We start from the raw sequence: 14,467 nt of genomic DNA, 5'->3' as shown, positions 1-14,467 counted from the left end.
GCCGGCCTGGCTTTACTAACACGCGCTCCCGGCACACCATTGACGCTCTGGACCCTGCCTGGAGCCTCGATGAACCACGGCCCCCTCATGCCCCGACAGCTACTGGCCATCCTCAACGCCCTCGAGGACGGCATCTTCATCACCGACCTCAAGGGACGCCCGCTGTGGGTTAACCAGGCGAGCCTGTCACAGCTCGATGCCAGCGCGGAGCACCTCTACCAGAGCGACGTCTACCGGCTCGAGGAGGAAGGTGTGTTCTCGCCCTCGGTCACCCGCTTCGTGATCGAGGAGCGGCGACCGGTCAGCGTGGTCCACCGCTATCGCGGCAAGGACTATCTGGTCAACGGCAGCCTGTTTCACCTGGGCGACGACCCCTCCGGCGAACCCGATGCGGTGCTGGTCCAGGCCCGCAACCTGGACCGCGACGTGCTGGCCTCGCGCTCGCCGGACACCACCCAGGCGCTGCTCGATCACGTCATGCATCAGCTCAAGCGCATCCGTCAGGAACAGGTAGCAACGGAGGCCAGTCCCGCCTCATCCAGCCGCAGCCCGCGCTATCGCCGGTGTCTGGAGCGCCTCGAGCGCGCCGCCGCCAGTGACACCACGGTGCTGCTCAGCGGCGAGACCGGCGTCGGCAAGAGCTGGCTGGTCAATCGCCTGCACCAGTTCAGCCCGCGCTCGGACAAGCCGCTGATTCACGTCAACTGCGCGGCGATCCCCGAGGCCCTATTGGAAGCCGAGCTGTTCGGCCACGAGAGCGGCGCCTTCACCGGCGCCCATCGCGACGGGCGGGTCGGCTACGTGGCCCTGGCCGAGGGCGGCACCCTGTTTCTCGACGAGATAGGCGAACTGCCGCTGACGCTGCAGCCCAAACTGCTGCAATTACTTCAGGAACGTCAGTACCACCCGCTGGGCGGCAAGCCGCGCAAGGCCGAGGTACGCATCGTCGCCGCCACCAACGCCGACCTGTCCGCCCGGGTGCGGGATGGCAGCTTCCGCGCCGACCTGTACTACCGACTCAATATCGTGCCCATCGAGATCCCACCGCTGCGCGAGCGCGCCGAGGACATCCCCGGTCTGGCCAATCAGCTGCTGGCCAGGATATCCCGCCGCCACAAGCGCCGTATCACCCTGGAGCGCGACGCGCTGAGGGCGCTGACCCACCACTCCTGGCCTGGCAACGTGCGCGAACTGGAAAACCTGCTCGAGCGGCTCAGCGTGTTCTGTGAAGACGACACCATCGGCATCGGCGACCTGGCCCTCGACCACCCGGAGCTTGTGCCCGCTAGCCTTGCCGACCGCGTTTCCCTCAACAGCTCGCGCAAGAGCTCCTGGCAAGACGACGGCCAAAGCGACGGGGCTCTATCGCTGCCGCTGGACGATTCCCGCCCCCTGCCCGAGCGCTTGGCCGAGATCGAACGCCAGGCCATCGATGACGCTCTGTCCCGCGCCGGCAGCACCCGCAAGGCAGCCCAGGACCTTGGCGTCAGCCAGTCCTGGTTGATGCGACGGCTCAAGCGCGATCGGTCGAGCTCGTCCGACTGAAACGTCGGCATCCACAACACATCCCGAAACGCCCGACCGACACACCCAACCGATACGCTCACCCAAGACGCCAGCGCCCGGCCATCTGGCCGGGCGCTGGGTGTTCAGGGTCACGCTCGCGGTGGCGTCAGCCGGTGTTGCGAAGGCCTGCGGCGATCCCCGCCATGGTCACCATCAGGGCGCGGGACAGGTCCGCGCTGATGGCGCCGTCGGCGTCGCGGTTACGCTGCAGCAGTTCGGCCTGCAGGCCGTGCAGCGGGTCGATGTAGGGGTTGCGCACTTCGATGGCCTGACGAATCAGCGGCGTCTTCTCGAGCAGCTCCTGCTGATCGAGGATCTTCAGAAGCTCCTCGTTGAGCTTGCCGAAACGCTCGCGCAGGCGGTTGCCCAGGGCCTCCAGGCTCGGCTCGTCCACCAGGCGATGCTCGTAGTAGGCGGCCAGCTCCACGTCGGCCTTGGCCAGCAGCATCTCGAGCATGTCCAGGTAGGTGCCGAAGAACGGCCACTGCTCGCGCATCTCCTGCAGCACCTCGAGTCCGCCGGGCTCGGCCAGGCGGGTGGCGAAGGCCTCGCCGGTGCCGAGCCAGGCCGGCAGCATCAGACGGATCTGGGTCCAGGCGAAGATCCAGGGGATCGCGCGCAGGGTCTCGACGCCACCGTCCTGACGCCGCTTGGTCGGCCGTGAGCCCAGCGGCAGGCGACCGAGCGCTCCTTCCGGGGTGACGGCACGGAAGTACGGCACGAAATCGGGGTCCTGGCGTACCACACCGACGTAGGCACCGTGGGCGATCTCGGCCAGGCGGTCCATCTCGTCGCGCCAGGCCGGCTTGGGCTTGGGCGGCGGCAGCAGCGACGCCTCCAGTACCGCGCAGGCGTAGATCTCCATGGAGCGCAGGGCGATATCGGGCTGGCCGAACTTGAAGCGGATCATCTCGCCCTGCTCGGTCACCCTGAGGCTGCCGTTCACCGAGCCTGGCGGCTGGGACAGGATGGCGGCGTGGGACGGACCGCCGCCACGGCCCACGGTGCCACCGCGGCCGTGGAACAGGGTCAGGTCGACACCGTGGCTTTCACAGACATCGACCAGCGCCTCCTGGGCGCGGTACTGGGCCCAGGCCGCCGCCAGCTGGCCGGCGTCCTTGGCCGAATCGGAGTAACCGATCATCACCTCCTGGCTATCACCTGCGAACTGGCGGTAGCCGGGCAGCGCCAGCAGCCGATCGATGACGTCGCCGGCGCGATTGAGGTCGTCCAGGGTCTCGAACAGCGGTGCGATGGGCATGCCGACACGGCCCCCCACCTCTTTCATCAACAGCGCCACGGTGAGCACGTCCGAGGGCTGCGCGGCCATGGAGATGATGTAGGTGCCCAGCGCCTCACCGTGCTCGGCGGCGACCACCTGGAAGGTGTCCAGGGTCTCGCGGGTCTCGGCGGAGCACTCCCAACGCCGCGGGATCAGCGGGCGGGTCGACTCGAGCTCCGCCAGCAGGAAGGCCTGGCGCTGCTCCTCGCTCCATTCGCGGTAGTTGCCCAGGCCCAGGTCGTGGGTCAGTTCTTCCATCACCAGGGCGTGGCGGCTGGCCTCCTGGCGCAGGTCGAGCTTGGTCAGGGTGACGCCGAATACCGCCACACGGCGCAGGGTATCGAGCAGCACACCGTTGGCGATGGTGTCCAGGCCGACGTCGCACAGCGAACGGTAGCAGGCCAGCAGCGGCGCATAGAGCTGGTCCCGGGTCTCGATGATCGGCCCGCCGTCATAGCTCTTGCCGTCCAGTTCGGCCTTGGCCCAGTCACGGGTGGCCTCGACCTTCGCCACCAGACGCTTGAGCAGCTCGCGATAGGGCTCGGCGACGTTGCCGACTTCGGCACGCAGGGCACTGTTGGTGCTCCACATGGACAATTCGATCTTGAGCTGCTCGAGATCACGCAGGTACAGGTCCGCCGCCATCCAGCGGCCCAGCAGCAGCACCTCCCGGGTGACCCGTGCGGTGACGTTGGGGTTGCCGTCGCGATCGCCACCCATCCAGGAAGCGAAACGCAGCGGCGCGGCGTCCAGCGGCAGACGCTCGCCGGCGCTTTCCAGCAGCAGGTTATCCAGGTCCCGGTGGAAGTCCGGCACCGCCTGCCACAGTGAATTCTCGATCACCGCAAAGCCCCACTTGGCCTCGTCCACCGGGGTCGGCCGGTCGTGGCGGATCTCGTCGGTGTGCCAGGCCTGGCTGATCAGCTCCTCGAGCCGCCCCTTGGCCCGGGCCGCACGCTCGGGGTACTCGCTGGAGGACTCGATGGCGCTGAGGCAGTCATCGATGGCGTCGTACTTCTGGATCAGGGTGCGCCGGATGACCTCGGTGGGATGGGCGGTCAGCACCAGCTCGACGCGCATGTTGGCCAGCGTCTCGACCAGGGTGCGCGACGAGTGGCCTTCGCGCCGGGCGCGCTCGAGCAGCTCACCGAGCACCGGCTGCATCCCCGGCTTGTAGTCCTCGACCCGACGAAAGCGGGCGCGGTAGTGCTGCTCGGCGATGTTGGCCAGGTTGAGGAACTGGTTGAACGCCCGGGTCACCGGCAGCAGGTCCTTCTCCGGCAGCCGGCGCAGGTACTCGATCAGCTCCTGCTGGCCGGCCTCTTCGCCCTGGCGGCCCCGCTTGGCCAGTCCGCGAATCGTCTCGATGCGTGACACGAACTCGGGTCCGAGATCATCGGCGATGGTGCGTCCCAGGCTGTCGCCGAGGATGCGGACGTTATCGCGCAAGGATTCGTGCAGATCGTGGCTCATGGGGTCTCCTTGGGTGTGGTGTCCAGCGGGTCCCGTGCGTGCGGCCCCGCCTTGTTATCGATAGGGTCTGGCCGGCCTCGTCAGTCCATGGTCGGATCGGACGGCTCGGCGCGTTCGGCACGCTTGGCCTGCTGCCAGTGCTCTTCCATGCGCTCCAGCGAGGCCCGGCCGAGCGGCGTGTCCTGGGCCTCCAGGGACCGCTCCATATGGCGAAAGCGGCTCTCGAAGCGCTGATTGGTGCCTCTCAGGCAGGCTTCCGGGTCGACTCCCAGGGTGCGCGCCAGATTGACGGTGGCGAACAGCAGGTCGCCCACCTCGGTGGCGGCGTGGTCGCGATCCCCGGCCGAGAGCGCCTCGCGAATCTCACCCAGCTCCTCTTCGAGCTTGTCGAGCACCCCGTCGGTGTCCGGCCAGTCGAAGCCCACCCGGGCCGCGCGCTTGGACAGCTTGGCGGCGCGACTAAGCGCCGGCAGGGTCCGCGGCACGTCATCCAGCGCCGAGACAGAAACCACCGCCTCGGCCTCGCCCTGCTGCGGGCCGCTGCGCCCTTCCCGTTCCTCGGCCTTGAGCGCCTCCCAGCGGGAGTGGACCTGACGGGTCTCGACCTCGGCGGCACTGACGCCCTGGCGGCGGGATTCAAGGGCGCCGTCGGGAAACACGTGGGGATGGCGACGCAGCATCTTGTCGGTCAGCGTGTGCACCACGTCATGGAAATCGAAACGCCCTTCCTCGCTGCCGAACTGACTGTAATAGACCACCTGGAACAATAGGTCGCCGAGCTCCCCCGGCAGCTCGTCGAAGGCGCGTCGCTCGATGGCGTCGGCGACCTCGTAGGCTTCCTCGAGGGTGTGGGGGACGATGGTGTCCCAGTGCTGCTTGACGTCCCAGGGGCAGCCCTGCTGGGGGTCCCGCAGCACCGCCATCAGGGTCAGCAGGTCATCGATGGAATAGCGCCGGCTCATGTGCGACGCCCTCCCTGACCGCGCTTGCGCTTGACCTCGATGATATTGGGCAGCTGCTGGATGCGGGAGAACAGCCGGCCCAGGGTCTCCAGTCCGTCCACCTCGGCGGTGATCGAGATGCGCGCGATGCCGTCGTCGGTGTTGGTCAGGGTGTTGACCGAGAGCACGTTGACCTTGTCCTGGCCGAGCACGGCGGTGACGTCGCGCAGCAGACCGGAGCGGTCCCAGGCCTGGATCTCGATATCCACCGGGTACTGGCTGCTGGAGCGCGCGCCCCACTCCACCTCGATCACCCGCTGGGGCTCGTCGACCCTGAGCTGCAGGATGTTGGGGCAGTCCTGGCGATGGATCGACACGCCACGGCCCTGGGTGATGAAGCCGACGATCGGCTCGCCGGGGACCGGATGACAGCAGTTGGCCATGTTGGTCTTGAGGTTGCCGACGCCCAGCACGGTGATCTCGCCGTCCGGGGTCTTGGCCGGCTTCTGGCGCGGCTTGGCCAGCAGCCGGTCGAGGTGCTCCTGCTCGTCGCTGTCGCCGAACAGCTGCTGGGCCTGGTGCAGCACCTGACCGATACGCAGGTCGCCGGCGCCAAGCGCGGCGTACATGTCGTCGGCATTGGCGTAGTTGACCTTCTGGGCCAGGGTGGCGAGGTCCATGTCGTGGACGTCGAGACGCTTCATCTCGCGCTCGAACAGCGCCTTGCCCTCTTCCAGGTTCTGGTCACGCGCCTGGTGCTTGAACCAGGACTGGATCTTGGCCCTGGCCCGGGAGGTGCGCACGAAGCCCAGGTTGGGGTTGAGCCAGTCACGGCTCGGGGCGCTCTTGTTGGCGGTCAGTATCTCGACCTGCTGACCGGTCTTGAGCTTGTAGGTCAGCGGCACGATGCGACCGTTGACCTTGGCGCCGCGACAGCGGTGGCCCACCTCGGTGTGCACGCGGTAGGCGAAGTCGATGGGGGTGGCGACCCTGGGCAGGTCGATGACGTGACCATCCGGGGTGAACACATAGATGCGATCCGGCGCCACGTCGCTGGTCAGGCCCTCGCGCAGGTCGCCGAATTCGCCGATCTCCTCGTGCCACTCGAGCACCTGACGCAACCAGGCGATCTTTTCCTCGTAGCTGTCGCTGCGGGCATTGGTATCGTGGCCCTTGTAGCGCCAGTGGGCGCAGACCCCGAGTTCGGCCTCTTCATGCATGGCGAAGGTGCGGATCTGGATTTCCAGCACCTTGTTCTCGGGGCCGATGACCGCCGTATGCAGGGACTGGTAGCCATTCTTCTTGGGGTTGGCGATGTAGTCGTCGAACTCGTCGGGCACGGTGTGCCAGCGCGAGTGGACGATGCCGAGCATGGTGTAGCAGTCCTGCACCGTGGGCACCAGGATGCGCACCGCGCGTACGTCGTGAACCTGGGAGAAGTCGATGCGCTTGCGCTTCATCTTTCGCCAGATGGAGAAGATGTGCTTGGCCCGACCGTCCACCTGGAACTGGTGGATGCCCTGGGCCGACATCAGCGACTTCAGGGTCTCCACCACCTCCTGGATGTAGCGATCGCGATCCAGTCGCTTCTCGGCCAGCTGCCGGGCGACGGTCTTGTAGTCGTCCTCGTGGAGGTAGCGGAAGGACAGGTCCTCGAGCTCCCACTTGAGGTGGCCGATGCCCAGGCGGTGGGCCAGCGGGGCGTAGATGTCGAACACTTCGCGGGCGACCCGCACCTGCTTCTCGCGCGGGGCATCGCGGACCTGGCGCAGGGCGCAGGTGCGCTCGGCGATCTTGATCAACGCCACCCTGACGTCGTCGATCATGTTGACCAGCATCTTGCGCAGGTTGTCCTGCTGATCCTGCTGCTGCAGACCGGCGGTGGTGGCCTGGGTATTGCTGATTGCGGCCATCTGCAGCACGCCCTCGATCAGGCTCGCCACCTCGCGGCCGAAACGCTTGGCCACCTGCTCGGGCTTGATCAGGTTCTCACGCACCGCGCGATACAGCACGGCGGCTTCGATGGCGGTCTGATCCAGGCGCAGCTCACCGAGGATATCGGCCATCTCGAGGCCCATGCGAAAGCTCGAGCCGTCCTTCAACCAGGACTTGTGGGGCCGCTCGGAGGCCTGCTCCAGCGACTGCGCCAGCTGGCAGGCCTCGACCAGTTCACCGGCGTCGGCCAGCTTGACGTCGTCCTGCAGCCGCGCGACCCACTGATCGATATCGACCCGACCATCCGCGGTCAACGGCTGGTCTTCCCGCACTTTAACCATCTTTCCTGACTCCTTGGCGTGGCGACGGCCCCTGGCGTTCGAACAGTACCATCGACTCGAGGTGCGAGGTGTGCACGAACATGTCCGCCATGGCGACCCGTTGCAGACGATAACCTCCCTGCAACAAGTGTGCCGCATCGCGAGAAAGCGTGGCGGGATCACAGGCAATATACAAGACCCGGGACACCGTACTTTTGGCCAGTGCCCGGCACAGCGCCTCGGCCCCCTCGCGCGGTGGGTCCAGTACCACCACCTCGGCATCATGGGTACGCAACAGCCTTGCCACCTGCCCTTCGTCATGCAGGTTGCCCTGGAGGGCAGCCACGTCCAGATCCGCGCCCGCGGCGTTGTCGGCCAGGCGCGCGGTCATCTCCGGCGAGCCTTCCACCGCGCTCACCGCGTAGCCCGACGCCGCCAGCGGCAGGCTGAAATTGCCGATCCCGGCGAACAGATCCAGCAGGGGTTCATCGACCCGGCGAGGTGTTCCCAGCCAATCCAGCGCGGTCTCGATCATGCGCTGGTTGACCTGGGCGTTGGCCTGCAGGAAGTCGCTCGGTCCGACGCCGAGGCTGAGCGGGCCACGCGCCGACGGGACCGTCACCTGGAGTCCTCGGGGCGGGGTCACCAGCCACTCGAAGCGAACCTGTTCACGGCCTGCCAGCACGCCGACGGCGATGCCTCGCTCATCGGCCCATGCACGCCAGCGTGCCAGGTCCGCGGGTTGCTCGCGCAGTTGGCGGATCACCAGGGTCACCTGGCCGTCGCTGGCCAGCAGTTCCAGATGGCCGACCTGGCGTGGCGCCTCGAGGCTCGCCAGCTGCTGGTGCAACGGTGCCAGCAGCGACGACAGCTCCGGCACCAGAACGGTGCAGCTCTCCACCGATACCAGCCGGTGACTGCGCCTGGCGCGAAAGCCCAGATGGATGCCGCCGTCGGCATCGACCCTGCCCCCCAGCCGAGCACGGCGGCGATAGGCGACGTCATCACTGGCCAGCACCTCGATGCGTTCGAGGTCGACCTCGACGCCCTGACGGGCCAGCAGCTCCGACAGTACGACGGCCTTGTGACGACGCTGGGCGTCGAGTTCCAGATGCTGCAGATCACAGCCGCCACAGCGCTCGATGTAGGGACAGGGCGGCGTCACCCGGGTCGGCGCGGCCTCGATCAGCTCACGCAGGTGGGCCTCGTCGTAGCGCTTGCGGGTGCGATGCACCGCCACCCTGACCCGCTCGCCGGGCAAGGCCCCCTCGACAAACAGGGTCTTGCCGGCGGGCGAACGGGCAATCCCGCGGCCATCGTGGGACAGCCCCTGAATCTCGAGCTCGTCGGGCAGCTCATCGGACGTGTCGGTCTGGTAGGCCCGGCGAGTGTCCGACGGGCGCTTGTGAGCAAGCCCCGAGACACCGGAGCGCTGACGCGGCGGGCGGCGTTTTCCCAGTCCAGCCACCTCAGGACTCCGGCGCCAGCAGACCGGTGGAGAGATAACGGTCCCCCCGGTCGCAGACGATGAACACGATCACCGCGTTCTCGACCTCCTCGGCCACCCTGAGCGCCCCGGCCAGGGCGCCTCCCGAGGACACCCCCGCCAGGATTCCTTCTTCCCGGGCCAGTCGGCGCATGTGTTCTTCAGCCTCGTGCTGGCCGATGTCCAGTACCCGATCGACCCGCTGGGGTTCGAAGATCTTCGGCAGGTAGGCCTCGGGCCAGCGACGTATCCCGGCGATGCTGGCGCCGTCCTCGGGCTGCAGGCCGATGATCTCGATGTCGGCGCGCTGCTCTTTCAGGTAACGCGACACCCCCATGATGGTGCCGGTGGTCCCCATGGAGCTGACGAAGTGGGTAATTCGACCGTCGGTCTGCTGCCACAGCTCGGGGCCGGTGGTGCGATAGTGACCCAGCGGGTTGTCGGGATTGGCGAACTGGTCCAGCGACTTGCCCTCGCCTCGGGCGACCATGGTATCGGCCAGGTCCCGGGCCTCTTCCATGCCGCCTTCCTTGCTGACCTCGATCAGCCTGGCACCGTAGGCCGCCATGGCCTGCTTGCGCTCGCTGGAGGCGTTCTCCGGCATGATCAGCACCATGCGATAGCCCTTCATCGCCGCGACCATGGCCAGGGCGATGCCGGTATTGCCGGATGTCGCCTCGATCAGGGTGTCGCCGGGGGCGATCTCGCCGCGCTTTTCGGCCTCGTCGAACATCGACAGGGCCGGCCGATCCTTGACCGAGCCCGCCGGATTGTCACCCTCGAGCTTTGCCAGCAGCACATTGTTGCGCCCGGCGCTGATGCGCTTGAGGCGGACCAGCGGGGTCTTGCCGACCAGCTGGTCGAGGTAGGGGAATTCCATAAGACTTTCCTTGTAACGTCATCTGACGCCATTATATCGACGCCCCTCGCCACTGGACAGGCATGGTCCCATGGGGTGACATGGAGACGTACGAGGCGGCGGTGGCCGCTCTTCGTCCGCGCCTATTCCCGGCCAGGAACGCAGCGCCTATGAGTTTGAGAACACGGTTGATGCTAGCCCTCGTGGGGCTGCCGCTGCTGCTGCTGGGGCTGGCGATCAGCCTCGCCTTGTATCAGGACCATGCCCTGCGCGAGGCCGCCATGGAAGAAAACCTCTCTACCGCCACGCGGCTGGTGGCCCCGGAGCTGGGCGAGGCCCTGTCGCTGGACGATATTGCCGGCGTTCAGGCCGCTGCCAATCGCCTGATGGATATTCCCAGCGTCCGTGCCCTGCGCCTGGTGCAGCAGGATCAGGTGGTGCTTGAACTCGGTCGACTGCGGGCCGAAGCGCTGAACGTCGAGGCTCCCAGCCAGGGGCTGTTGACCCAGCACTATCGCCAGTGGGTGTTGACGACGCCGATCACTGCCGTGGACGGCGCCTACCTGATCCTCGATATCGACGCCTCGCTGCTGTTGCTCGCCACCTACAGCGATATCGCCAGGGGCGCCATGATCCTGCTGGTCTGCGGCCTTCTGCTGTTTCTGGTGGCCTTCACCCTGGGCCGCCGCCTGACCCAGCCGCTGGATGACATCGCCCACCTGCTCGACCAGCTCGCCGCCGGTCGTCAGCCCCACCACCTGCCGCTGGACCACCCGCTGGAGCTGGCCGAGCTGGGGCGCCGGGTCAACGCCCTGATCGACCACCAGGCGCGGGCGCGCGAAGACCTGCAGCAGCAGATCGAACACGCCACCTCGGAACTTCAGGAGTCCATGGAGACCATCGAGGTGCAGAACATCGAGCTCGACATGGCCCATCGCCAGGCGGTGGAGGCCAACCGGGTCAAGTCGGAGTTTCTGGCCAACATGAGCCATGAGATCCGCACGCCGCTCAACGGCATCATCGGCTTCTGCCGGCTGCTGGGGCGCTCGTCGCTGGACCCGCGTCAGCGCGAGTGGCTCGACCAGGTGCAACGGGCCTGCGACAACCTGATGTCGCTGGTCAACGATGTGCTCGACTTCTCCAAGCTGGAAGCCGGTCGTCTGGTGCTGGAACAGGTGCCGGTGGACCTCCAGTCGCTGGTCGACGAGGTGCTGGGGCTGCAGGCGCCACTGGCCCAGCAGAAGGGCCTGCAGCTGCTCAGCCTGATCTATGACGACGTACCGGCGGAAATCACCGGTGATCCGCTGCGACTGCGCCAGATCATCACCAACCTGGTCAACAATGCCATCAAGTTCACCGACCGCGGCGAGATCATCGTGCGGGTCATGGTCGAACAGTCCCGCCACGAGCGCTTCACCCTGCGCATCAGCGTCAGCGATACCGGCATCGGCCTCAGTGACAGCCAGCAGCGACGGCTGTTCCAGGCCTTCCGCCAGGCCACCGCCGGACACAGTCGCCAGTACGGCGGCACCGGCCTGGGGCTGGCCATCTCGAGGCAGCTGATCGAGCAGATGGGCGGCACCATCGGCGTGGACAGCACCCTCGACCACGGCTCCACCTTCCACTTCACCCTGCCCCTGACCAGCACCGCAAGCCAGGTGCGTGCGCCCGAACTGGCGCTCGACCAGGCCTCGATCTTTGTCGAGGAACCCCACGGCCCCACCCGCAGGGCCCTTTTGCACATGCTCGAACAGTGGGACGCCCGGGTTGTGGCGAGCCCTCAGCAGGCCGCGCTGGCACTGGAAGCCATCGCCATCGAGGAGCTCGAAGAGGGCCGCATCGGTGAGCTGCGCGCTCGACTCAGGCAGCGCAACTGCCCCACCCTGCTGTTGATCAATGCGGGACTTCCGGATGTGCCCGGACTGGGCCTGCCCGATGGCTCGAGCGTACTGTCCAAGCCGTTGGCTCGCCAGACCCTGGCGGAAGCGGTGGAGGGCGCCCTCGCCGGTACTCGCCACAGGCCGAGCCTGCCTGCGCCGACGTCCCCGCCGGCGCTACCGTCTCGTCAGCCCCATGTGCCCGACGAGACGTCGACAGCGGCCCCGGCTGCACCGCCCCAGTGGAACAACTCGCAGACCCCGCCGCCTTCGCCGGACACGCAAACCTCCATGGCCAGCCTGCTGATCGTCGATGACAGTGAGACCAACCGCCTGCTGCTGCGAGAACTGGTGGAAGGCCCGGAGCGGCGCGTGACCCTGGCCACCAGTGGGGAAGAAGCCCTGGCGCTGGCCCAGCAGCAGCTCTATGACATGGTACTGATGGATATTCGCATGGGTGGCATGGACGGTGTGGAGACGACCCAGGCGATCCGCCAACTCAGCCCCGCCTGGGCGAAGCGACCGATCATCGCGGTGACCGCCCACGTGCTGGAACACCAGCGCCGAGCGCTTCTGCAAAGCGGCATGGACGATGTGCTGATCAAGCCACTCGACACCGAGTGCCTCGACCGCCTGCTCAGAGAAAGGCTGGGCAGCGGCCTGACGGAGACGACCCCAGCGCCGAACTCACCGGTCACCGACAAGTATCGACAGGACGCCAGTGACGCTGATGACTCGGTCGAGCCGGCTGTCCCAGACCAGGCCCATGGCAAGGAGCGAAGCAAGGAGCAAGGCAAGGAGCATGGCAAGAACCTTGGCAAGGACCAGGGCCAGACCCGTGACAACAGCGACGACCAGGGCAACGACCTGCCCGACATCGACATCGCCCTGGGCACCCGCCTGGCGGGTGGGCGCGAAGCGCTGGCCAGGCAGTTGCTGGCGAGCCTGGGGGCATCGCTGGACGAGACCCGTCGAGAGATCGAGGCGGCGCTGGCGGCCGAGGACGAAGAGGCCCTGCTCGATAGCATCCACGCCCTCAACGGCGCCTGCCGCTACTGCGGTGTACCGCGCATGGCGCTGCTGGTGGAAACCCTCGAGACCCGACTTCGCTCACGCGGGATCGACGGCGTTCGTCCGCTGCTGCCCAACCTGGAGCAGGCCATGACCCAGGTCGAGCGCTGGCAGCAGGACAGCGGAGAAACCCCACTGAAGGGACCGCTTTAGCCGACGCAGGCAACTGTCGCTCGCACTTCGGGCAGCACCCCCCGCAGCGATCAACGCCTTTCGAGCACCACGAAGGCCAGTGCCACATCGGTCTCGTCGCTGAGACTCAGGTGACAGGCGCCGACGCCCGCCTGGTCGGCCAGACGTAGCGCTTCCCCCGAGACCACCAGCTCCGGCCGCCCTAGGGGATCGTTGACCACCTGTATCTCGGTCCAGCGCATGCCGTGGCGAAGACCGGTGCCCAGTGCCTTGAGCCAGGCCTCCTTGGCGGCGAAGCGCTTGGCCAGAAAGGCCGAAGGCCGTGGCGCCTCGGTGTAGCGCTCGGCTTCCAGCGGCCCCAGGATACGCTCGGCGAAGCGCGCGCCATGGCGCGCAATGGCCGCATCGAAGCGTTCGATCCGCGCGATGTCGGTGCCGATGCCGAGGATCATGCCAGGGCTCCGACAGACCCGGTATTCCCGAGCAAGGTCCCGACAGACAGACCTCCTCGAGCCGGCGCTGACATCGGCAACGCCTCAGTGCTGATGGTCGTGGTCATGCTCGTGCTCTTGCTCAAATTCGTCGATGGCCGCGACCAGCCCCGCCTCGTAGCCGGCCAGCATCAGTCGCTTCATCTCCGCCACCGCCTCCTTGAGGCCGACGAACAGCGCCCGGGCGATGATGGCGTGACCGATATTGAGCTCGTTGAGGCCGGGGATGGCGGCGATGGCCTCGACGTTATGGTAATGCAGGCCGTGACCGGCGTTGACGATCAGATCGAGCTCGACGCCCATTTCGGCGGCGGCCACGATGCGCTGGTACTCGCGAGCCCGCTCGCTGTCGTTATCGGCCTCGGCGAAGGCGCCGGTGTGCAGCTCGATGGCCGGAGCACCGGCGCGCCTGGCGCTGGCGATCTGATCCGGATCGGGATCGATGAACAACGATACCTCTGCCCCCACGGCGGCCAGTCGGCGACAGGCGGCTTCGATGGCGTCGAACTGGCCGACCACGTCCAGGCCACCTTCGGTGGTCAGCTCCTCGCGCTTCTCCGGCACCAGACAGACGTGGGCCGGACGTACCTCTTCGGCCAGCGCCAGCATCTCCTCGGTCACGGCCATCTCGAGATTCATGCGGGTGTTGAGAACCTCGGCCAGCAGGCGCACGTCGCGTTCCTGGATATGACGGCGGTCCTCCCGCAGATGGACGGTGATGCCATCGGCGCCGGCTTCTTCGGCGACCAGGGCCGCCTGAATCGGGTCGGGATAGCGGGTACCGCGGGCCTGGCGCAGGGTCGCGATATGGTCGATGTTGACGCCGAGCAGCAGTCGAGGGGGATGCATCAAGGTTCTCCGTCATGGGGATGAAAGACGAGCCCTATGGTAGCACCGCCGACAGGCCGGCGGTCACCCGCGGCCAGGCGATATCAGCGCGCTGAAACGTCAGCGAGACTGGCGGCGACGCTCGGCCATGGCGACCATCAGCGCACGGGAGCGCAGAGGACGGTCGCCAAGCAACGGCGCCAGGG

Annotated in this window: 9 protein-coding genes; 2 read left to right on the top strand and 7 right to left on the bottom strand. The window is 67.2% G+C overall.

Translation table 11 applies throughout. The features are described from left to right. Positions 1-69 precede the first annotated feature (69 nt). Positions 70-1,545 (top strand): sigma-54-dependent Fis family transcriptional regulator, encoded by a 1,476-nt coding sequence (locus RBB39_RS22240; protein WP_052704381.1) that lies wholly within the window; start codon positions 70-72, stop codon positions 1,543-1,545. A 127-nt stretch (positions 1,546-1,672) separates the two neighbouring features. Here RBB39_RS22240 and ppc read toward each other — a convergent pair whose 3' ends face one another. From ppc to cysM, 5 genes are all read right to left on the bottom strand, one after another. After that, positions 1,673-4,321 (bottom strand): phosphoenolpyruvate carboxylase, encoded by a 2,649-nt coding sequence (gene ppc, locus RBB39_RS22235; protein ID WP_045993191.1) that lies wholly within the window; start codon positions 4,319-4,321, stop codon positions 1,673-1,675. A gap of 80 nt (positions 4,322-4,401) precedes the next feature. Beyond that, positions 4,402-5,283, bottom strand: a complete 882-nt coding sequence (gene mazG, locus RBB39_RS22230) for a nucleoside triphosphate pyrophosphohydrolase (protein ID WP_045993190.1) — start codon at positions 5,281-5,283, stop codon at positions 4,402-4,404. Beyond that, positions 5,280-7,538: a GTP diphosphokinase gene (relA, locus tag RBB39_RS22225; RefSeq protein ID WP_045993189.1), complete on the bottom strand. Its 2,259-nt coding sequence runs from the start codon at positions 7,536-7,538 to the stop codon at positions 5,280-5,282. Before relA ends, mazG begins: the two co-directional genes overlap by 4 nt. Beyond that, positions 7,531-8,985, bottom strand: a complete 1,455-nt coding sequence (locus RBB39_RS22220; RefSeq protein ID WP_045993188.1) for a TRAM domain-containing protein — start codon at positions 8,983-8,985, stop codon at positions 7,531-7,533. The genes relA and RBB39_RS22220 overlap by 8 nt, the downstream gene beginning before the upstream one ends. A 1-nt stretch (position 8,986) precedes the next feature. Then, positions 8,987-9,883, bottom strand: coding sequence for a cysteine synthase CysM (gene cysM / locus RBB39_RS22215; RefSeq protein ID WP_045993187.1), 897 nt, complete (start codon positions 9,881-9,883; stop codon positions 8,987-8,989). Between the two features lie 149 nt (positions 9,884-10,032). Between cysM and RBB39_RS22210 the strand changes: the two genes are divergently transcribed. Beyond that, positions 10,033-12,963 carry an ATP-binding protein gene (locus RBB39_RS22210; RefSeq protein WP_045993186.1) on the top strand — a complete coding sequence of 977 codons (2,931 nt, stop codon included), beginning with the start codon at positions 10,033-10,035 and terminating at the stop codon, positions 12,961-12,963. Positions 12,964-13,013: 50 nt separating this feature from the next. Here the strand turns inward: RBB39_RS22210 and acpS are convergent, their stop codons facing one another. Both acpS and pdxJ read right to left on the bottom strand, forming a co-directional pair. After that, entirely contained in the window at positions 13,014-13,394 is a 381-nt protein-coding gene (gene acpS / locus RBB39_RS22205) for a holo-ACP synthase (protein ID WP_045993185.1), read from the bottom strand. A gap of 84 nt (positions 13,395-13,478) precedes the next feature. Continuing rightward, positions 13,479-14,282 (bottom strand): pyridoxine 5'-phosphate synthase, encoded by an 804-nt coding sequence (pdxJ, locus tag RBB39_RS22200; protein WP_045993184.1) that lies wholly within the window; start codon positions 14,280-14,282, stop codon positions 13,479-13,481. Positions 14,283-14,467 lie beyond the last annotated feature (185 nt).

Source organism: Halomonas sp. MMSF_3323 (genome assembly GCF_030733595.1).
GTDB lineage: Bacteria > Pseudomonadota > Gammaproteobacteria > Pseudomonadales > Halomonadaceae > Halomonas > Halomonas litopenaei.
Note: the sequence above shows the minus strand (reverse complement) of the source record. Positions and strands in the feature narration are given on the sequence as shown.